The sequence below is a fragment of the Roseibium sp. AWQ4_290 genome (assembly GCF_056160985.1).
Window position 1 is genome coordinate 64342 of sequence record NZ_JBSWYG010000009.1, and the last position, 19737, is coordinate 84078.

The 19737-nt window shown below is 59.7% G+C and carries 18 protein-coding genes; 11 read left to right on the forward strand and 7 right to left on the reverse strand.

The genetic code is table 11. The features are described 5' to 3' along the window. Positions 1 to 26 precede the first annotated feature (26 nt). Positions 27 to 359, reverse strand: a complete 333-nt coding sequence (locus ACXAH0_RS10810; RefSeq protein WP_475182989.1) for a hypothetical protein — start codon at positions 357 to 359, stop codon at positions 27 to 29. A 342-nt stretch (positions 360 to 701) separates the two neighbouring features. On the opposite strand from ACXAH0_RS10810, the gene minC reads away from it, so the two are divergent. The 3 genes from minC to minE are packed head-to-tail and all read left to right on the forward strand — an operon-like array spanning position 702 to position 2650. Then, entirely contained in the window at positions 702 to 1514 is an 813-nt protein-coding gene (minC, locus tag ACXAH0_RS10815; RefSeq protein WP_475182993.1) for a septum site-determining protein MinC, read from the forward strand. Between the two features lie 57 nt (positions 1515 to 1571). Continuing rightward, complete coding sequence (gene minD, locus ACXAH0_RS10820; protein WP_475182997.1) at positions 1572 to 2393, forward strand: septum site-determining protein MinD; 822 nt, start codon at positions 1572 to 1574, stop codon at positions 2391 to 2393. Further along, positions 2390 to 2650, forward strand: coding sequence for a cell division topological specificity factor MinE (minE, locus tag ACXAH0_RS10825; protein WP_475183002.1), 261 nt, complete (start codon positions 2390 to 2392; stop codon positions 2648 to 2650). The genes minD and minE overlap by 4 nt, the downstream gene beginning before the upstream one ends. Before the next feature lie 94 nt (positions 2651 to 2744). Here the strand turns inward: minE and ACXAH0_RS10830 are convergent, their stop codons facing one another. Next, positions 2745 to 4178, reverse strand: a complete 1434-nt coding sequence (locus tag ACXAH0_RS10830; protein WP_475191132.1) for a GGDEF domain-containing protein — start codon at positions 4176 to 4178, stop codon at positions 2745 to 2747. 476 nt (positions 4179 to 4654) lie between these two features. Continuing rightward, positions 4655 to 6256 carry a peptide chain release factor 3 gene (locus tag ACXAH0_RS10835; RefSeq protein WP_475191136.1) on the reverse strand — a complete coding sequence of 534 codons (1602 nt, stop codon included), beginning with the start codon at positions 6254 to 6256 and terminating at the stop codon, positions 4655 to 4657. A 203-nt stretch (positions 6257 to 6459) separates the two neighbouring features. On the opposite strand from ACXAH0_RS10835, the gene ACXAH0_RS10840 reads away from it, so the two are divergent. From ACXAH0_RS10840 to ACXAH0_RS10870, 7 genes are all read left to right on the forward strand, one after another. Further along, a complete protein-coding gene (locus tag ACXAH0_RS10840) occupies positions 6460 to 7014 on the forward strand; it encodes a DUF2585 domain-containing protein (protein ID WP_475191140.1) in 555 nt (184 codons plus the stop codon). Between the two features lie 162 nt (positions 7015 to 7176). Continuing rightward, on the forward strand, positions 7177 to 8337 hold the full coding sequence (locus tag ACXAH0_RS10845) for a Gfo/Idh/MocA family protein (RefSeq protein WP_475191144.1): 1161 nt from the start codon (positions 7177 to 7179) through the stop codon (positions 8335 to 8337). Positions 8338 to 8618: 281 nt separating this feature from the next. Continuing rightward, positions 8619 to 9572 (forward strand): galactofuranose ABC transporter, galactofuranose-binding protein YtfQ, encoded by a 954-nt coding sequence (gene ytfQ / locus ACXAH0_RS10850; protein WP_475183025.1) that lies wholly within the window; start codon positions 8619 to 8621, stop codon positions 9570 to 9572. Positions 9573 to 9671: 99 nt separating this feature from the next. Further along, positions 9672 to 11186: a sugar ABC transporter ATP-binding protein gene (locus ACXAH0_RS10855; protein WP_475191146.1), complete on the forward strand. Its 1515-nt coding sequence runs from the start codon at positions 9672 to 9674 to the stop codon at positions 11184 to 11186. After that, entirely contained in the window at positions 11186 to 12226 is a 1041-nt protein-coding gene (locus ACXAH0_RS10860) for an ABC transporter permease (protein WP_475191147.1), read from the forward strand. The genes ACXAH0_RS10855 and ACXAH0_RS10860 overlap by 1 nt, the downstream gene beginning before the upstream one ends. Then, complete coding sequence (yjfF, locus tag ACXAH0_RS10865) at positions 12226 to 13215, forward strand: galactofuranose ABC transporter, permease protein YjfF (RefSeq protein WP_475191314.1); 990 nt, start codon at positions 12226 to 12228, stop codon at positions 13213 to 13215. The genes ACXAH0_RS10860 and yjfF overlap by 1 nt, the downstream gene beginning before the upstream one ends. Further along, positions 13212 to 13931: a FadR/GntR family transcriptional regulator gene (locus tag ACXAH0_RS10870; RefSeq protein WP_475183038.1), complete on the forward strand. Its 720-nt coding sequence runs from the start codon at positions 13212 to 13214 to the stop codon at positions 13929 to 13931. Before yjfF ends, ACXAH0_RS10870 begins: the two co-directional genes overlap by 4 nt. Before the next feature lie 104 nt (positions 13932 to 14035). Here ACXAH0_RS10870 and ACXAH0_RS10875 read toward each other — a convergent pair whose 3' ends face one another. Next, complete coding sequence (locus ACXAH0_RS10875; RefSeq protein WP_475191317.1) at positions 14036 to 15691, reverse strand: methyl-accepting chemotaxis protein; 1656 nt, start codon at positions 15689 to 15691, stop codon at positions 14036 to 14038. 99 nt (positions 15692 to 15790) lie between these two features. Here ACXAH0_RS10875 and ACXAH0_RS10880 point away from each other — a divergent pair, with 99 nt between their 5' ends. Beyond that, positions 15791 to 16039: a hypothetical protein gene (locus ACXAH0_RS10880; protein ID WP_475191150.1), complete on the forward strand. Its 249-nt coding sequence runs from the start codon at positions 15791 to 15793 to the stop codon at positions 16037 to 16039. A gap of 30 nt (positions 16040 to 16069) precedes the next feature. On the opposite strand, the gene ACXAH0_RS10885 is transcribed toward ACXAH0_RS10880, so the two are convergent. From ACXAH0_RS10885 to araD1, 3 genes are read right to left on the reverse strand one after another with little or no spacing between them, the layout of a single operon-like run. Next, positions 16070 to 16993 (reverse strand): Gfo/Idh/MocA family protein, encoded by a 924-nt coding sequence (locus ACXAH0_RS10885; RefSeq protein ID WP_475191152.1) that lies wholly within the window; start codon positions 16991 to 16993, stop codon positions 16070 to 16072. Then, positions 16993 to 18735: an L-arabinonate dehydratase gene (gene araD, locus ACXAH0_RS10890; protein WP_475191155.1), complete on the reverse strand. Its 1743-nt coding sequence runs from the start codon at positions 18733 to 18735 to the stop codon at positions 16993 to 16995. The genes ACXAH0_RS10885 and araD overlap by 1 nt, the downstream gene beginning before the upstream one ends. A gap of 2 nt (positions 18736 to 18737) precedes the next feature. After that, entirely contained in the window at positions 18738 to 19736 is a 999-nt protein-coding gene (araD1, locus tag ACXAH0_RS10895) for an AraD1 family protein (RefSeq protein ID WP_475183052.1), read from the reverse strand. Position 19737 lies beyond the last annotated feature (1 nt).

Below are 19737 nucleotides of genomic sequence, written 5' to 3' on the forward strand. Positions count from 1 at the left end.
GAGAACGAACCGGGTTGAAAGCCGGGTCAGACGAAAACCCGGGCCAGGGTTGCCACAGCCAGGGCCGTTGCCGCCCGTTTGGGGCCGTCAAACTGGCCGGCCCCCTGACCGGGAACCTCCAGATGAACCCGGTTCAGATCGGAAGCGTCCAAATGGTCCAGATCCGCAGCCTTGGCGGCTTCCTCTGCCGACCATCGAATGTCATCCAGCATGCGCACAAGCTTGTGCCAGATATGCAGCGGCGGCGCCTCGCTGGTGCTGCACCAGCGAGCAATTTCATCCCTGGAAACGTCAAGAGCCACAGCTGCCTCTTCGTCAGAAAGGTCGACATATCGCAGCACGTCACTGAAATTGCTCATATTATTTCCCCGAGCGCATATTGCTCCACACTCCTCTTGAGCCATATTGCGCTGCAATATGGCAAATTCCAGTCCTTGACTCGAATTTGGTTAAATACTGCACCGGCAAAGGAAATGGCGCAGATGCTGTCCGCGTGATTCCCGGCGGGGCTCTCGGCAATTCTTGCATGCTTGCGTGATAGAGAACCGCGATCAGACTCCGCTGATCCGTCAATTAACTGAAATCGCACGACAAAACCGATATCGGTGGAAAACAGATGTCCGCCCAATTGTGCGGTTCCGTTAATGATAAGTTTATTTCACGACATGAATTGACCACTTTTTTGCCGCCGGACCTCTTCAATGAAGTTTAAGGGAAAGTCCTTTATTGCGATCGTACTGTCACCTGAACCGCCTTTTGATGCGTGGTTCAAGGAGATCGACCGGATTCTGTCCCGGTCTCCCGGTTTCTTTATCGACCGTCCGATTATTCTTGATGTGCGCGGCAGCAACATTCCGATCGAGGATCTGGAAGAACTTCTGGACGGATTGGGCGAGCGCTCCATCCGCGTCATGGGCATTGACGGGGTTTCCGGCACACGCCTGAAGAAAGGCATGCCCCCGAGCTTCGGGGGCGGCCGCCTGACCTCCGACGTGGAAGTGCCTGAGCCCGCTGCGTCCGCCGAATCGGCTAAGGCTCCGGCCTCCGAGGCGCCTGCGCGCACCGACAAGGCCGCCAATGCGGAGGACATGCCCATGTCGGAGACCAAAAACGGTCGGAAATCAGGGGAGATGAACGGGGCATCCCAAAATGGCCATTCTTTTGCCAAACCTGTCAAAGATGACCAAACGTCAATTGTAATCAATGAGCCGGTTCGCTCAGGCCAGAGCATCATGCACCCGGACGGGGATGTGACGGTGATCGGATCGGTCAGTTCGGGGGCGGAGATCATCGCCGGTGGCTCCATCCATGTCTACGGCGCCCTGCGCGGCCGGGCGCTGGCAGGTGTGGCCGGCCAGGACGATGCCAGAATTTTCTGCACCAAGCTGGATGCGGAACTGGTCTCCATCAACGGTCTCTACAAGGTCGCCGACGACTTCGACGGCACATTGCGCAACGCGCCGGCACAAATCCGGTTCGAAAACGAAACGCTTGTGTTTGAAGAACTGAATTAACCAAGGGTCCGCCCCAAGAACTGGGGCCGGAGCCAAATACAAAATGGGACGAACACCATGAGCAACGCCACTGTCGTTGTGGTCACGTCTGGCAAGGGAGGTGTGGGCAAAACAACCACCACCGCCGCCATTGCCTCGGCGCTGGCCAAAGAAGGGTATCAGGTCTGCGCAATCGATTTCGACGTCGGGCTACGCAATCTTGATCTGATCATGGGCGCCGAGCGCCGGGTTGTGTTCGACCTTGTCAATGTGGTGCGCGGCGAAGCGTCCATCAAACAGGCGCTTGTGCGCGACAAGAAGCTGAACAACCTCTACCTTCTGCCCGCGTCCCAGACCCGGGACAAGGACGCCCTGACCGAAGAAGGCGTCGCCAGCGTGATCAGCGAACTGCGCATGTATTTCGACTGGATCATCTGCGACAGTCCTGCCGGGATCGAGCGCGGCGCCACGCTGGCCATGCGCCATGCGGATGAGGCGATCATCGTGTCCAATCCGGAAGTCTCTTCCGTGCGTGACTGTGACCGGATCATCGGTCTTCTGGATGCCAAGACCAAGGTTGCCGAAGACGGCGGCCGGATGCCCAAGCATCTGATGATCACCCGCTATGACCTGGACCGGGCCAAGACCGGCGACATGCTGGCCACTGACGATGTGGTGGACATTCTCTCCGTTCCGCTGATCGGTGTCGTTCCGGAAAGCAAGGACGTTTTGAAAGCCTCCAACGTGGGCCTGCCGGTGACCCTGTCCGACGAGAACTCTGCCCCGGCCAAGGCCTATACGGAAGCCACACGGCGGCTTCTGGGGGAAAACATCCCCGTAACCATCCCTGAGGAGAAGAAGGGGCTTCTGGGCAAGCTCTTCAAAGGGAGGGCTGCATGAACATCATGAGCCTCTTTGGCAAAAGAGGCGAAACTGCCTCTGTTGCCAAGAACCGGCTGCAAATTCTTCTGGCGCATGAACGGGCCGATGACGGCACCGACGCTGTCCTGATTTCGAGCCTGCGCGAAGACATTCTGGCGGTTGTCGCTAAGCGGGTGGAAATCGATCCGGATTCGGTCCGTCTGGAAATGGACCGCACGGGCGATGTCACCACACTGGGCATTGATATAGAGCTGCCGGCCGCCAAGGCGTCCTGAGCTCCAAGCCCCGCTGAAAACAGTCCATGAACCGGCCTATGGGCCGGTTCGTTCTGCTCGGAGGCCCGCTCGTGCAGCGCCCTGTTGGGCGTGCTCAGGATGAGTCTGCGGCAAAAATGCTGTCCTGTTCAAGAAAGTCTCCAGAATAGACAGAAACCTGGCCCCGCCCCTGCCGTTTTGCCGCATAAAGCGCCATATCCGCCTGCCGGAGCAGCTGCGTCGGATTGGGAGAAAAGGCCACTCCGACACTGGCTCCAAGTTCGAGCGGAACCCCTCTCAAGGTCACATCCCGATTGAGCTGCTCAAGGATGGCCCGCGCAGAGGCCAGAATCCGGTCTTTACCGGCGTCCCCGAAAATCACAATGAATTCGTCTCCACCGAGGCGCAGGACCGTGTCCGCCTCCCGGGCCAGGGCTGACAGGCATTTGCCGACATAGCGCAGGACCTCATCCCCGATCTCATGTCCATGGGTGTCGTTGATGCCCTTGAAACGGTCGAGATCCAGAAAAAGCAGCGCGTGGCCTGCTGGAGGCACCGGGGCCTGATCCAGCTCTTCCAGCTTTTCATCCAGATACCGCCGGTTGCCCAGCCCGGTTAGCGGATCCTGGCGCACCTGCTCTGCAAGCATCTCGCGAGTCTGTTCCGCCTGAAACTTGGCTTCCGCAAGCGCCTTGACCAGGTCGGCGGCGCTGCGGAAAAACATGCGCGCAGTCAGATACATACAGCCATAGACAATCAGAACCCCTGCACCGAGAAGCGGCAGCAGGCGCTGGCCCGGCAGCGCGGGCGACCAGATAAAATATCTCGTCTTGCCATCGCCCAAGGGGCCAACCCTGAGCCCGGCCTGCTGCGGCCCCGGAGAGGCAGTGGACAGATGCAACCCCGGCAGCTGATACTTCCGGGCGATTTCGTTCAAAAACCTGTCCCCAACGGTCTGCCCAAAGACAAGAACATGGTCTGTCGCTTCAGAAACGCCGTCCCGTGTCTCCGACATGACAACAGCGCTCACCAGATGCAAAGACGGGAGAGTGCCGATCAGGCCACTTACCGGTGCGGGCGGTTCTCTTGGGCGCGCAACGCGCGCCCGGGCAATCAGATCCTTGATCTGCGGTCCGTAGCGGTCCTCCAGAACGCTCACTGCCGCCTTGCCGTCTACGAGATTGACCATTGGATGATTCGCGCCGGTCAGCACATGGATCGCGTCGACCTGAAAATCATACTGGTTGGCATCGGACAAGGCGGTATCTGCCCAGTCCATATCCGCGGCGGCGGCGAGGTCCGCAACCGCGCCGCTCAGCTGGGCATGGTTTTTCGCCAGCTGTTCAAGACGCTCGGTCCGGTCACGCAGAACGGACCGGAAGATCTGCTCGGATGTGCGGATGATGCTCTGATCCAGAAACCAGGCAAGCAACATGACCACCGCCAGCAGGCTGAACCCGCCGATCGCGACAGTCGCCCAGAAGGGCCGCGACAATTTCCGGACTTCGGCGGCCCGCTCTTCAGCGCTGGCCCTGTGAGGCACACTCACGTCATCGTCCTTACGTCTGGCGGCCCCGGACGCAGAGCCCAACCTGTTTCTGATTGCCTTCATTTTTCTCCAAACACGCGACAGAGACAGCCCTATCGTAGAGGAGAAAAAAGTGAATTCAACGTACAAAGGTCAGCAATAAGAGAGAGTTACAAGAAAATTTGATAAATTAAGTTGCGGTATCGGCTCGTTGCAATCAGTTCCCACCGGAAAATTCAGAAATTTATCATCGTCAGTTCTTGCGATACCTCCATCGTGCAACTGCTCTTCCAAGAGAAAATCGATTTTCAGCGGTTTTTCCTGTCACTGCCCGTCACCAGGGCGTTCAACGCCAAAGAAAAACGGCAGACTGCAGTTGAACTGAAACGCGCACGTCCTCAGCCCCGGACAGAGGTGGCTTGGCGGCAGGCACGCCGGACAGATGCCTTGTCCGGCGCATCGTCACCTTGCGTTCGCAGGAGAGCGAGCAAGGCGGCTCACGCCTCGTAGACGATCTCCCGCGTCTCGCGGAAGGTCACATCGGGGAATTTTTCGGTGACGTGACCGATTTCCCAGGCGTTCTTGAACAAGAACACCGGCTTGTCGTCCCGGTCATTGGCAACCGACATGCGGTGGCCTTCGATGATCGTCTGCAGGGTCTGGCTGTCGGTCTCAATCCAGCGGGCGGTGGTATAGGGCACGGCCTCAAAACCGATTTCCGTGCCATATTCCGCTTTCAGACGGTCCACAACCACATCCAGCTGCAGGGCGCCGACCACGCCGACAATCCAGTTGGAACCCAGATCCGGCTTGAAGATCTGAACCAAGCCTTCTTCAGCCAGATCCTGCAGGCCCTGGCGCATCTGCTTGACCCGCATCGTATCGGACAGGCGCACCCGGCGCAGGATTTCCGGGGCAAAGGCTGGCAGGCCAGTGACGTGAATGTTCTCGCCCTCGGTCAACGTGTCGCCCACGCGCAACTGGCCGTGGTTGGGCACGCCGATCACATCGCCCGGATAGGCGAGATCGGCAATCTCACGCTCTTCGGCAAAGAAAAAGATCGGCGCGGACACCGCGATCTGTTTGCCAGCACGCACATGTTTCAGCTTCATGCCCCGCTTGAACGTGCCTGAACACAGGCGCACAAAAGCAATCCTGTCCCGGTGCTTGGGGTCCATATTGGCCTGAACCTTGAAGACAAAGCCGGTGACCTTGTCTTCCTGGGGCATGATAGTGCGCCCGCCGGTGGCCGGCTGGGAATGGGGCGGCGGGGCAAAGGCGGCGATGAAATCAAGCACTTCCTCAATGCCGTAATCTCTGAGGGCCGAGCCGAAAAAGACCGGTGTCAAATGACCTTCCAGAAAGCTGTCCCGGTCGAATTCCGCATAGCCTTCCGCGCCAAGCTCCACATTCTCAGTCAGCTCTTCCATGATCCGGTCGAAGACCGTACCGGTCAGCATTTCATCCTCAAGACCCGACACGTCCTTGGTCTCGGCATAGGCTCCGCCCCGCTCGCCCTCGGAAGTATGGAATTTCTTCTGCTGCCAGTCATACACCCCAAAGAAATCGGAGCCCATGCCCACAGGCCAAGTCTGCGGCGAGACATCCAGCGCCAGTGCTTCCTGCACTTCATCCAGGATTTCCAGGGCGTGGCGCCCTTCCCGGTCGATCTTGTTGACAAAGGTGATGATCGGAATGTCGCGCAGGCGGCAGACTTCAAAAAGCTTGCGGGTCTGGGTCTCGATGCCCTTGGCCGCGTCAATCACCATGATTGCCGCATCCACGGCGGTGAGCGTGCGGTAGGTGTCTTCGGAAAAGTCCTCATGGCCCGGCGTGTCGAGCAGATTGTAGATGATGCCCTTGCGCTCGAAAGTCATGACAGAGGACGAAACGGAAATGCCGCGTTCCTGCTCGATCTTCATCCAGTCGGAGCGGGCCCGGCGGCGCTCGCCGCGCGCGCGCACTTGCCCGGCCGTGCGGATCGCGCCCCCCGAAAGGAGCAGCTTTTCCGTCAAGGTTGTCTTACCGGCATCCGGGTGGGAAATGATCGCGAAGGTGCGCCGGACCTGATAGGGCGCCGCGCCGTTTGGGCCTGCCATGGGTGTCTCCTGATCCGTTGTTCCGGCGGGCCTGCGCACTCTCGGCGGTTGAAACCGGTGCGCAGCAGCACTCTTGAGGGCCGGATGGATTGATGTTTCGTTGGCGCAAGGTCATAGAGAGAAACCGGCTGAATTTCCAGCATAGAATCTCCGCCCTCGCCCCGGGCCGGATCCGGATGGGCCCATAACCATAGGAGAGCGTCTTGAGCCGCACCGCCTGCCTCCTCACCGGCCTCCTCATGATCGCCGCAACCGCTGCCCTGCTTCTGGCCATGGGCCGTATCCCGGTCTGCTCCTGCGGCTATGTGCTGTTCTGGACACCCGCAGACGATCTGGCCGGGTCCTCCCAGCACATTGCCGACTGGTACACCTTCTCCCATATCATTCACGGCTTTCTTTTTTACGGCCTGTTCTGGCTGGTGCTCCGCCACCGCTTCGTGGGCGAGCGGGCGCTTGGGGCGATCCTGATCGAAGCGGCCTGGGAAATCGTTGAAAACAGCCCCTGGATCATCGACCGCTACCGGGAGGCCACCATTGCCGCCACCTATACCGGCGACAGCGTGCTCAATTCGGTATTCGACATTATATGGATGCTGGCCGGGTTCTTCTTTGCCTGGCGCGTGCCAGTCTGGCTCACGGTTCTGACCGCCATTGCTTTCGAACTTCTGGCTCTCTGGGTCATCCGGGACAATCTGACGCTGAATGTGCTGATGCTGGTCTATCCGCTTGAGGCGGTCAGAACCTGGCAGGGCGGATGACCCATCTGCGCATGTTTTTCATCCGGCCCAGCAGCCCATTCCGCTCCGCTGGACACAAAATGGTTCCGGGATCTTTTTCGGGACGTGGTTTCGCGGTATCGATGTAATCGATTACAGTCATGTAAACCCCTAGACAATGCGGGGGGCATATGGAGGAGTATTATGGGGAACACCGCACAAGAGAGCCAGCAGACCCGCCCGATCCGTCTTGGCATGGTCGGCGGCGGCAAGGATGCTTTTATCGGCGCGGTCCACAGGATCGCAGCCCGGCTGGATGGACGCTACGAGCTGGTGGCAGGCGCCCTGTCCTCCACCCCGGAAAAGGCCCTGGAATCGGGCCGTGCCCTTGGCCTGAGGGAAGATCGCATCTACGCCTCTTTTGCAGACATGGCCAAGCGCGAGGCAAGGTTGAAGGACGGGATTGAGGCGGTGGCCATTGTCACGCCGAACCATGTGCACTATCCGGCCGCGCGGGAATTTCTGAAACGCGGCATTCATGTCATCTGCGACAAGCCCCTGACCTCCACCCTGCCCGATGCCAAAAAGCTGGCCAAGGCAGCGGAAAGCTCCAGCGCGCTTTTTTTCCTCACCCACAATTACACCGGCTATCCCATGGTCCGGCAGGCGCGCGAAATGGTGCAAAACGGTGATCTCGGCACCCTCCGGGTCGTTCAGGTGGAATATCCGCAAGACTGGCTGACCATCGCGCAAAGCAACAAGCAGGCTGAATGGCGCACCGACCCGGCCCGCTCCGGCGCAGGCGGCTCGACCGGGGACATCGGCTCACATGCCTATAATCTGGCCTGTTTCATCACCGGCCAATCCGCCGAGAGCCTTGCCGCCGATCTGCAATCCTTCGTGCCGGGCCGTCAGGTGGATGACAATGCCCATGTCATGCTGCGCTTTGCCAGCGGTGCCCGGGGGATGCTCTGGTGTTCCCAGGTCGCGCCCGGCAACGAGAACAATCTCAAGATCCGGGTCTATGGGGACAAGGGCGGCCTGGAGTGGCACCAGGAGCACCCGAACCATCTATATGTCACGCCGTTCGGCGAGCCGAAGCGCATCGTGACAAGGGGGGGCGCCGGCATGCTGGAGAGTGTCGCGGGGGCCACCCGCATCCCGCCGGGCCATCCGGAAGGTTATCTTGAGGGCTTCGCCAATCTATACAAGGACGCGGCCGATGCCATCCGGGCCCATCAGACCGGCAAAGAGATCCCCCATCTCGTGCCGGATATTTCAGACGGGCTCGCCGGTATGCGCTTCATCGACGCCTGCGTCCGGTCCTCGGCAAAGAATGCTGCCTGGGTGAAACTGGAAAACTAGGAAACCGGGTCTGCCGGGCGCTCCGGCACCCCATGTTTTTACACCTGAGAAGACGCCGGGGCGGGCGTGAAACCGGCCCGGTAGACCGCGTTTCGGATCCTGCCCGCAGCCCGCGAAGACGGCAAAAGACCTATTCGCAGAACATCTTTGATACCGTTTTCCTCATTTTTATCAGAAGGTTGCATTACCTCCTCCGACTAGGGACACAAACCCGCTTTACAAAAGTAATAAAGTAATACTTAATAATTTCCGTGAGGATAAAATACCTTGTGGAGGAGACTATGAAACTCAAGGCAATGCTTGTTGCCGGAGCGATGGCGCTTGTTCCGGCAAGCGCCCTGGCCGGCGACCTGACCATCGGTTTTTCTCAGATCGGATCTGAGTCCGGCTGGAGGGCTGCGGAAACAACGGTGACCAAACAGGAAGCTGAAAAACGCGGCATCACACTGAAATTCGCAGATGCCCAGCAAAAGCAGGAAAACCAGATCAAGGCCATCCGCTCGTTCATCGCGCAAGGCGTGGACGCGATCCTGATGGCGCCGGTTGTGGCAACCGGGTGGGACGAGGTTCTGGAAGAAGCCAAGGATGCGGAAATCCCGGTCATTCTGCTGGACCGGACCGTCGATGCCTCTGACGATCTTTACATGACGGCAGTGACATCGGATCTGGTGCATGAAGGCCGGGTCGCCGGAAAGTGGCTGGCCGAGGAAGTGGCCGGACAACAATGCGACATTGTCGAACTTCAGGGCACCACCGGGTCATCTCCGGCGATTGACCGGAAGAAAGGCTTTGAGGAGGGCATCGCCGGGAATGACAATCTGAAGATTGTCCGCAGCCAGACCGGCGACTTCACCCGCAGCCAGGGCAAGGTTGTCATGGAAAGCTTCCTCAAAGCGCTTGGCGGCGAGAACATCTGTGCCCTTTATGCCCACAATGATGACATGGCTGTTGGCGCCATTCAGGCCATCAAGGAAGCCGGTCTGAAACCGGGTCAGGACATCAAGATCGTCTCGATCGATTCCGTGCCGGACATTCACCTGGCCATGGCCAATGGCGAAGCCAATGCCACCATCGAGCTGACGCCGAACATGGCGGGCCCTGCCCTGGATGCCCTCGAAGCCTATCTGGCGGACGGCACCGTACCACCGAAGTGGATTCAGACCGAGTCCAAGCTCTACACACTCAAGGATGACAACAAGGCCATCTACGAGATGAAAAAAGATCTCGGATACTGATCCGGGATTGCGCGTGCCGGGCAGGCCTCCCGCCCGGCACGCACCTCTGGCGTGCCAGACCAAAAGCAAAGAAAACGGACTTTCCGGGGGAGCCCACCCATGGCCAGCGCGCCAACCCCTTTGCTGAATTGCAAGGGCATTTCCAAATTCTTTCCCGGCGCCATTGCGCTGGATGCCGTCGATCTGACGCTTTATCCCGGTGAAGTCCATGCCCTTTTGGGGGAAAACGGGGCCGGAAAATCAACCCTGATCAAATGCCTGACCGGCGCCTACCGGCGCGACGGCGGAACCATTCTCCTGGACGGCCAGGAGATTGCGCCGCGCAGCACGGAACACAGCCAGAAGCTGGGCATCGGCACAGTCTATCAGGAAGTCAATCTGCTGCCGAATTTGAGCGTTGCCGAAAACCTCTTTCTTGGCCGCCAGCCCGTGATGCGGGGCCTGATTGCCCAGCGCCGGATGCTGACCATGGCGCGCGACCTTCTGGCCGAGTTCGGACTGGACCTGAACCCGGCCGACCCGTTGTCGGCCTATTCGGTCGCCGTTCAACAGGTGGTGGCCATTGCCAGGGCCGTGGAACTGTCCGGCAAGGTGCTGATCCTGGATGAACCGACCGCCAGTCTCGACCGGGACGAGGTCGCGCTGGTGTTTTCGGTGATCGAAAAACTCAAGGCCCGTGGCCTTGCCATTGTCTTCATCACCCATTTTCTCGACCAGGTCTTTGAGATTTGCGACCGGGCGACGATCTTGCGCAATGGCCGGGTCATCGGCACGCGCAAATTGGCCGAAACCAGCCAGACCGACATCGTCACCTTGATGCTCGGCCGCCAGCTGGAAGACCGGATTCATGACCGCCCCCCCGCCGTCACGGGAGAAACTCTGATCCAGCTTAAGGATTTCGGCCGCCGCGGCGTGATTGAGCCTTTCGACCTGACGATCCGCAAGGGCGAGGTTGTCGGTCTGGCTGGCCTGCTGGGCGCCGGCCGCACGGAAACGGCCAGTCTTGTGTTTGGCGCCATTCAGGCGGACCAGGGCGAAGCCCTTTTGAAAGGCCGCAAGATCGCGCTGCGCAGCCCTCAGGAGGCCATCGGGCACCGCTTCGCACTGTGTCCGGAAGACCGGAAGAATGACGGCATTGTCGGAGACCTTTCGGTTCGGGAAAATATCGTGCTGGCCCTTCAGGCCCGCCAAGGCTGGTTCCGGCCGCTGCCCAAGGCGAAAGTCGATGAACTGGCTGAAGCCTATGTGCGGGCCCTCGACATCCGCCTTGCCAGCCTGGACATGCCGATCCGGCTTTTGTCCGGTGGCAATCAGCAAAAGGCGCTGCTCGCCCGCTGGCTGGCCACCAACCCGTCCTTTCTCATCCTGGACGAACCGACACGGGGCATTGATGTTGGCGCTCATGCGGAAATTATCGCCCTGATCGAGCAGCTCAGGGAAGACGGCATGGCCCTGCTGGTGGCCTCTTCAGAACTTGAGGAACTGGTTGCCTATTCCACCCGTGTCATTGTCTTGCGCGACCGTCGCCAGGTGGGCGAATTGCAGGGCGACGACATCACGCCAGCCAATATTGTCAGCGCGATTGCCGACGAAACCTGGGAAGAGGTCGTTTGATGCCCACTCAGCTGTCTTCAAGCCTCAAACGCCTCGCACCGCAACTGATCATCCTTGCAGCCGTGCTGGTCCTGAACGTTCTGGTCTTTCCGGATTTCTTCAAGATCGAATTCCAGAACGGCCGGCTTTTCGGCAATCTGGTTGATGTGCTGAACCGGGGCGCGCCCACCGCACTCCTGTGCATCGGCATGACACTGGTCATTGCCACGCGCGGGATCGACCTGTCGGTCGGCGCGGTGATGGCCATTGCCGGAGCGGTGGCCGCCTCCCTCGTCACGGATGGCCAGTCCTGGCAGACCGCGCTTGCGGGCGCCCTTGCAACCGGCACCTTGTGCGGGATCTGGAACGGTTTTCTGGTGGCTTTCCTGCGCATTCAGCCCATTGTGGCAACGCTTGTGCTGATGGTGGCGGGCCGGGGCATCGCCCAGCTGGTGACCGAAGGCACAATCCTGACATTCGTCAATCCGGGCCTGATCCATCTGGGCGCCGGCACGGTCTTCGGCTTGCCCACTCCCATCCTGATCTGGCTGGTTCTTGGCTGTCTTGTGACCGCCTTTGTGCGCCGGACCGCTCTCGGCATGCTGATTGAGGCCATCGGCATCAATGAAAGCTCCTCCCGTCTGGCCGGGATCAACAGCCGTGTCCTCATCTTGTCCGTCTATCTGATTTCCGGGTTCTGTGCCGCACTGGCCGGTGTCATCGTTGCTGCCGACATCAAGGGGGCAGATGCGAACAATGCCGGGCTGTGGCTGGAGCTGGACGCCATTCTGGCGGTCGTGATCGGCGGCAATTCCCTGCTCGGCGGACGGTTTTCCATTCTCGCCTCGCTCATCGGCGCCTTGATCATCCAGTCGGTGAATTCGGTCATCCTTCTGTCCGGCCTGCCGCCGGAGTTCAATCTGGTGATCAAGGCGCTGATCATCATCGCCATTCTCATTCTCCAGTCGCCGACGGTCAAACACGCGCTCTATATCCTGCGCGCGTCCGCCCCGCCGCTGCCCTCCGACTCCGTTTCAGACGCTAAGGAAAGCACGCAATGATCCGCTCGACCCACCTCCCGCTTCTGGTGACCATTGCCACGTTCGTGCTCGCCTACAGCCTCTGCGCCTGGCAGTACCCGTCGATGCTGTCGACCCGGGTCTTCGCCAACCTTCTGACCGACAATGCCTTTCTCGGCATTGCTGCCGTCGGCATGACCTTCGTCATCCTGTCCGGCGGGATCGATCTGTCCGTGGGCTCCGTCATCGCCTTTACCGGTGTGTTTCTGGCCGTGATCCTGCGCGACACATCCATCCATCCGCTGGCCGCCTTTGCCCTGGTGCTGGTCATCACGATTGCTTTCGGCGCGGCCATGGGGGCGATGATCCACTATCTGGACATGCCCCCCTTTATCGTGACCCTTGCGGGCATGTTCCTTGCCCGTGGGGCCGCCTATGTCCTGTCGACGGAAAGTGTGCCGATCACCCACGAATTTTATGACACTCTTCAGTCACTCTACTGGAAGGCTCCGGGCGGTGGCCGTTTCCGCCTGACCGGCCTGATCATGCTGCTGGTGTTTGTGGCCGGGATTGTCATCTCCCGCCGGACCCGGTTCGGCCAGAATATCTACGCAATCGGCGGAGGCCTTGCGACGGCAAAGCTCATGGGCGTGCCACTGGCGACCACCACCATCGGCATCTATGCGGTTTCCGGGGGGCTGGCCGGTCTCGCCGGGATCGTCTTTTCGCTCTACACCTCAGCCGGGTATTCGCTGGCCACCGTCGGGGTGGAACTGGATGCCATCGCCGCTGTGGTTATCGGAGGCACGCTTTTGACCGGTGGCCGGGGCTTTGTTGCCGGAACCTTCTTTGGCATCTTGATCATGGGCTTGATACAAACATTTATTGTTTTCGACGGTACCTTGTCGAGTTGGTGGACCAAGATCGTCATCGGATGTCTGCTTTTCGGCTTCATATTGCTGCAGAAGGGTCTCACTTGGGCAACGACACTCCGCCAAAAACCAGCGATCGCGTTCGCCGCGCACTCATGACCTTCGTCACAACCGGCGGACTGGGCAACCAAATCGGCAACCAGACCGATCAGGTTGTCGAACAGCTTGGCAAGGCCATCGTTGCGGGAGAGTATCCTCCCGAGACGATGATTCCGCTCGACCCGGATATCTGCGAGATGTTCAACGTCTCCCGCACCGTCGTGCGGGAGGCCAAGAAGACGCTGATTGCCAAAGGGCTGATCCAGTCCAAGGCGAAGGTAGGCACCCATGTCCGGCCGGCCACCGGCTGGCATATGTTTGACCCGGATGTGCTGCGCTGGCACGCGGCCTTGAAAAATGCCCACCCCTATCTGGAAGAACTGTTCGAGATCCGGCTGATTTTCGAACCGGCCGCAGCCAGTCAGGCCGCCCGCCGGGCCAGCGATGCGGATTGCGTTGCCTTGTCCAGACTGTGTGACAACCTGGCTCGCGGAGAAGACCGGGCCGCTATCGCCATTGCGGATCTGGAATTTCACAAGCTGATCCTGAAACTATCCGGAAACCGGTTTCTCCAGTCGCTTGGTGATCTGGTTCAGGCAGCGCTCTATTCGCTGTTTGTCGCCGAGGCCAATGAGCGCAATGATCAGGAAGCCAGAGAATTTGTCGCCCGCCACCGGGCCATTGTCACCGCCATCACCGCCGGAGACGCGGCCGCTGCTGCCAAGGCGATGGAACATGTCATTCTTGAAGGCCGCCGCGCGGAACTTCAGACATAACCAACGCCCTTATCCCATCCTCTTGAAAACCCTTGGCAAACCGGCACTCCGCCGGTCTGCCGAAGCGCATATCAGGCGCGCAGCAGGCGCATATTGCAGGCGGGTCAAGCCGCGCGGACCTGCGTGAGAAAAGCCCCGACCCCGTCCTGAAGCACGCGGGCGCGCTCTGTCAGCTTGTCGGCTGCAAGACGCACCCCGCTGCAGGTCCGCTGGGTTTCCTGTGCCGCCTCAGCCACCTTGCCGACGCTGCCGGTGACCAGCTGGGTGCCTTGAGAGGCTTCACAGGCGCTTTTGGCGATCATCCGCGTGGCACCACCTTGCTCTTCCGAAGAGGCCGCCACGGTCTGGGCCAGGGCGCTGATCTTCTGAACAGATTCTGCAATCTTTTCAACCGCCTCAACGGAATGGCCGGACGCCTGCTCAATTTCCTCTATCTGCGTCTTGATTTCATCCGTTGCCTTCGAGGTCTGTTCAGCAAGCTGCTTGACCTCGGAGGCCACGACTGCAAAGCCCTTGCCGGCCTCCCCGGCCCGTGCCGCCTCGATGGTGGCGTTGAGGGCCAGAAGATTGGTCTGCTCGGCAATCGCCTGAATAAGATTGGTCACCGCCGCCACTTTTGACACGACTTCGCTCAATTTGTGAACAGCCTGGGTCGTGCTCTGGGTTTCGTCCGCGGCCGCATTGGACAGATCCGAGGCATCGGAAATCTGCTTCGATACATCCAGGATCTTGGCCGACAGTTCCTCTGCGGCAGCGGCCACGGTTTTCACATTTCCAGACGCCTGCTCAGCCGCCGAGGTGGCTGCAACCACTTCCTCGCTCGCCTCATTGGCAACCGCAGACATGGCTTCTGCATCCTGGAACAGCTGTTCGGCCGCGCTCAGGACATCCCCGACAATGCCCCCCACAGTGTCCTCAAAACTCGAGGCCAGCGCATTCATCTCTTCCCGTTTTTCCGCTTCGGCCCGGTCTGCCTGCAAGGCCTGCTCTTCGCGCAGGCGCCCGGTTTCCAGGGCGGTCTGCTTGAAGATGGCTGTGGCCCGCAAAATCTCGCCAACTTCATCCTGGCCCCGTGCTTGGGGCACCTCAACCGACAGATCCCCTTCGGCCAGCTTTTTAACCGTCCCGGCCAGATTGGGCAGAAGCCGGACCGGCCTCAGACACCAATAGGCAACCGCACTGCCGATCACCACTGCAATGCCGCAGATGGTTGCCATCAGCACCTGAAACCCTTCAATCACCCGGTTTACCTCCACGCCAATGGCATGGTTCTTGGCTTCCTGCAGGTCGATAAACTGGTTGATCCGCTTAAGCCAGATGACAAAGGCGGGCCGGGCCTCGGCCATCAAAAGCGACTGGGCTTCAGAGATCTGCCCCGCCTTGCGAAAGGCAATCACCTTCGCAATCAAGGGCATTGTATGGGCCTCGATATCGTTGATGCTGCCCAGGATCTTCAAGTCTTCCGCTGCGGACATGTCGCCCGGTTTGAGGATCTTGCTCATGACGGCAGCGGCCTTGGTATAGAACGCTTCCAGCCGGGCGATATCGGCCAGTGCCTCCTCAAGCTCCTTGTCCGATGAGACCAGAACCACATCGCGCAAAGCGATGGCGCGGTCATGGACGCTGCCTCTGAAGTTGATGGCCTGGCGCTGGCGGACGCTGTTGACGTCATTCACTTCGCTCAGGTTGGCGTTTACGCCATTGACTTCATGAATACCGTAGCCCGCGATCAGAACAGCAAAATCAATACGAATGCAAATCCAATCGTCAGGCGCGCAGAACTGCTGATGTCTTGCAGGATTCTCATTTCACACCTCAACTGATGAAACATCGTGAGGTTGAAAGGACCAAACTAACGATTGGTAAAAATTAAAAATAATTATAGATATTTCTTACAGTATATTGATTTAATAGGAAAATTTATTCAGCCCCATCAAAAACTCATCAGCTTTCCGCTTCGGGAATCTGTAGAAAATGGACATCTCTCCTCTGGCAAAGAGCTGTGCGCCCAGGCTCGCTGTCTTACCTTGGAGCAAGTCGCGTTTCATCAGGTTCACCTTTCTCTGCCTGAAATCATGGATATCAACGCAAATGACGAAACGGTTTGAACAGATTGGAACGCGACACGCGCCCCAACGTCAAAAATGGAAGTCGTCGGCCGTCACCCGGCGCCCCAGGGCAAGCGCGTCGCACACATGGATCATAGGAGCCAGATCCAGATCACTGCGCCCGGATGCAACCAGATCCGCCATGCGGGCATAGAGATTGGCATATTCATGATCACCGCCCTGCTGGACCAGTTCTCCCTCAACGTCTAGCCGTGCCCCTCCAAGGGATAGCCTTGCACTGCCCTCATCCGTGTCCACAAGAATATCCCAGGTTTGCGGCCCTTCCTGGCGCCAGTCGAAAGCGGCCGACACCTGCGCTCCGCCGGGATCGGCAAAGCTGAGCCAGGCCGCGATCGGCGTGGCCCGGTTTGCCGGGACCTCCAGCGTTGCCTCTTTCAGATGCACGGGATGGGGCAAGATTTCCGTGAGGATGGACAGGGCATTGATGCCCGGGTCAAAAACGCCCATGCCGCCTGGCTCCCAGATCCAGTCCTGCCCCGGATGCCAGCGGCGCACATCTTCCTTCCAGGTGATCTCCAGCCGTTTCAGGCGGCGGACTGCCAGCCACGCTTTCAGATCCGGAACACAATCTGCGTAGCGCGAATGCCAGGTTGCGAAGATCGACACCCCCTGTTTGCGGGCAAGCCCTTCCAGCGTGAAACACTCTGCCAGGCTCTGGCCCGGCGGCTTTTCCAGCATCACATGCTTGCCTGCCTTTATCGCTTTGGCCGCATAGTCGAACCTTGGCTGCGGCGGAATGGCAAGCGAGATCGTGCTGATATCCGGCCGCCGTTCCAAAAGTGCATCCAGCGATCCGTAATTTTCAACGCCCTGAACTTCCGCGTTGCGGCTCACCACCGCTTCAAGTGACCAGTCCGGATTGTCCGCAATTGCTGGAAGATGCTGGTCGCGGGCGATCTTGCCAATGCCAACCAGGGCCAGTTTTTCACTCATTAGTGGGAATCCTTTGGCACGGCGGAGCCCCGGCAGCCTTTGAGGAAATCAAAGTCAGCGCCCGTATCTGCCCCTTCGACATGGTCATGATAGAGCCTTGCATACCCGCTTTGCGGCACCTCGTGGGTCGGGGTCCAGGCGGCAAGGCGGGCTTTAAGCTCCTCTTCCGGGATATCCAGGTGGAGCCTGCGGCCCGGTACATCGAGCTCGATCATGTCACCGGTGCGCACAACGGCCAGCGGTCCGCCTGCGGCCGCTTCCGGTGTCGTGTGCAGAACCACAGTGCCATAGGCTGTGCCGGACATGCGCGCATCGGAAATGCGCACCATGTCGGTGATGCCCTGTCTCAAGACCTTCGGCGGCAGGCCCATATTGCCGACCTCCGACAGGCCCGGGTAGCCTTTGGGGCCGCAATTCTTCAGGACCATCACACAGGTCTCGTCGATCTCCAGCGCCTCATCATTGATACGGGCCTTGTAGTCGTCAATGTCTTCAAACACGACGGCCCGGCCCCGGTGTTGCATCAGATGGGGCGATGCCGCAGACGGTTTCAGGACCGCGCCGCTGGGGGCAAGGTTCCCCTTCAGAACAGCAATTCCACCCTGCTGGGTCAGGGCCTTCTCCGCAGGCAGGATGACATCCTCGTTCCAATTCCGTGCATCCTTGACCTGCTCCCAAGCGGTTTGACCGGAGACGGTCAGCGCCTCCTTGTACAGCAGCCCTGCCTCGCCGAGATGGCGCAGCACCACCGGCAGGCCGCCCGCATAGAAAAACTCCTCCATCAGATATTTGCCCGACGGCATGAGGTTGACGATGGTCGGAATGTCTCGCCCGAGCCGGTCCCAGTCCTCCAGGGTGAGATCGAGGCCCACACGCCCGGCAATAGCCAGAAGATGGACCACGGCATTGGTCGAACCGCCAATCGCCCCATTGGTTCGGATCGCGTTTTCAAAGGCCTGACGTGTCAACACGTCGGAAGGCTTCAGATCGTCCTTGACCATCTGCACGATGCGCCGCCCGGACAGATGCGCCATGACCCGGCGCCGGCTGTCCACGGCCGGAATGGCCGCATTCCCGGACAGCGCCATGCCGAGCGCCTCCGCCATGGAGGCCATGGAGGAGGCCGTGCCCATGGTGTTGCAGGAGCCCGGCGACCGGCTCATGGCCACTTCCGCCTCCAAAAACTCCTCACCGCTCATCTCGCCCGCTTTCACGGCTTCCGAGAATTTCCACAAATGGGTGCCGGAGCCGACCCGCTCCCCTTGAAACCACCCATTCAGCATGGGCCCACCGGTGACGACGATCGCCGGAAGGTCCACAGAGGCTGCGCCCATCAACAGGGCTGGCGTTGTCTTGTCACAGCCCACCAGAAGCACCACTCCGTCCAGCGGGGTGGCGCGGATCGCTTCTTCCACATCCATGCTGGCCAGATTGCGGAACATCATGGCAGTAGGCCGCAACGTGCTTTCCCCAGTGGAGAACACCGGAAATTCCAGCGGGAAGCCCCCAGCTTCATAGATGCCGTGTTTGACCCGCTCCGCCAGATCCCGCAAATGGGCATTGCACGGCGTCAGCTGGGACCATGTGTTGCAGATCCCGATCACCGGCCGCCCGTCAAACAGGTCATCCGGCAGACCCTGGTTCTTCATCCAGCTGCGATGGTAGATGTGATCGCGGCTTGTGCCGCCGAACCATTCGGCGGAACGCAATTTGCGGGGCCAGTCTGCCGGTTTGAACGCCATTCCTAAAGCACTTTCACAATCGCGGCTGAGGGATCGCTTGCCTGAAACGTCAGCCGGTTTTTAAGAGACACACCGAATCCTGGCGCCGAAATTTCAATCTCGTCCCCCTCCCGGCAGGACATCCCGTCCGCAAAGGAGAGTGTTGCGGTTCCGAACATGTGCACATGCAGATCGCCGGGCTGGCGGAAAACGTCATATTTGAAATGGTGGTGTTCCAGATTGGCAATGGTGTGGGACATGTTGGCTTCGCCGGACAGGAACGGCTTCTCCCACACCACGGCCCCGCCCCGGAGGATCCGGCTTGTCCCTTCAACATTGTCCGGCAGCGGCCCGACAAGCATTTCCGGCCCGAAAGAGGCAGGCCGCAGCTTGGAATGGGCAAGATAGAGGTAATTCTGCCGCTCCATCACATGGTCGGAAAATTCGTTTGCGAGCGCAAAGCCGACCCTGAACGGTGTGCCGTCCCCGGCCACCACATAGATGCCTGCAATTTCCGGCTCTTCGCCGCCATCTTCACAAAAGCCCGGACTGACAAGATCACCGCCGGGGACAACGGCGCAGCTGCCATTGCCCTTGTAGAACCATTCCGGCTGCACGCCCGCTTTGCCCGCATCCGGCCGTCCCCCGGCAAGGCCCATGCGGAACATTTTCATGGAATCAGTCACATGGTCGTCAGCATCCGGCTGATCTCCCGCATGCATCGCATCCCGTGTGGCCGCCGAACCCAGATGGGTCAGACCCGTTCCGGTCAGGTGCAAATGGGCCTTGTCCGGATGGTGGATCGGCAGAAGCAGACGCTTCTCGTCTGCCAGCCGGTCCAGATCGACAGCGGTTCCAAGCGCATGGCCGCGAATGCACTCGGTCAGGGTCTGGCCGTTTTCAATGGCCCGCAGGACCAGGTCATAGCTGGAGGCAGCACCTTGCAGAAGACAGGCTTCGCTGCCATTGCGGATGACGACGCCGACAGAGCCGTTCTCGTGGAGCATCTGGGAAATAAGCATC